Annotated in this window: 1 pseudogene; it reads right to left on the reverse strand. The window is 37.9% G+C overall.

Annotated features, from left to right (window positions below):
- A pseudogene (locus FTV41_RS15035) lies at positions 1 to 1,058 on the reverse strand (conjugal transfer protein TraA); the annotation flags it as partial.

The following is a 1,058-nucleotide window of genomic DNA, read 5'->3' on the forward strand; positions in this document are numbered from 1 at the left end:
TGACCTGAAGCGGTGTATCTTTCTCAAAATGTTCTTTCTTAAAAAAGCCGGTCTTTAAAGTGAGTTCTTGATCTAACTGGAGCTGTTCACCTTTGGCAATGTTCATTTGACCGTTAAACCTTACGATCTCATCCCCCAGTAAAGCTTTTGATCTTAGGCTATTTCGCACTTCTTCAATGATTTCCTTTTCGCTGAAATGCTTGTCTGGCGTAGTAATTGCCTTAAATGTGCTATTCAAGTTATACAATTCCCGCTGATCATCAAGGCTATTTCGATGATCACGAATATAGTTCTTTATAAGTTCATCTTTTGCCTGTACGACTGAATAATCCGTTGTAAAGCTCTTAACTTCGGTACGTCCTAAAGTACGTTTCAAGTTATAAAACGGTGTGAGTTCTTTTTCTTGATACTTCCCTTCAGAATTTCTGACCCACGTTTTTTCATCCTGATTGAATGCAGTAGCACTGTAATTTAGCTCTACATTGCCCTTGTGCCGTGTTAGTGCAACATAGGTTAAATTAGCGTTCATATTCTCACTGGCAAGGATATAGGCGTTTTCAACCGTCATACCTTGTGATGAATGAATCGTATTGGCATAGCCATGTTTAAAGTGCTTATAGCTGTCTAAATCAATTTTTGATATTTTCCCGCCCTGATCTGATTCAACCATCATGCTTTTAATATTTTGCTGTTTATCTAGCTCAAAGCCAATAACCTTAGCTGTTTCACCATTTGAAACATTCAGGTGCTTATCATTCTTTTTAAATACAATCTTATCGCCTAGCGCTAGATCAATTTCACCTTTATAGGTGCTGACCTTATGACTTTCTGCAGAAAGCTTACCGTCTTTAATCAAGATAGATCGAGCCATAAAATTTAGCTCGTTTACATCACGATTTGAGTGAGCAAGCATTAATTTACTCTCGCCCTGGTCAAGGGACCACGATTGAATCGTTTTGACTAAAGCAAGTTCATGGGATTCATATTCGTTTACTTTATCTAGGGCTTTATAGATTTCTAATGCCTGATCTACGTTGTGCTTAGAAAGATGCTGTGAC

Origin of the sequence: Acinetobacter sp. YH16051, assembly GCF_013417135.1 — a bacterium.
Lineage (GTDB): Bacteria > Pseudomonadota > Gammaproteobacteria > Pseudomonadales > Moraxellaceae > Acinetobacter > Acinetobacter towneri.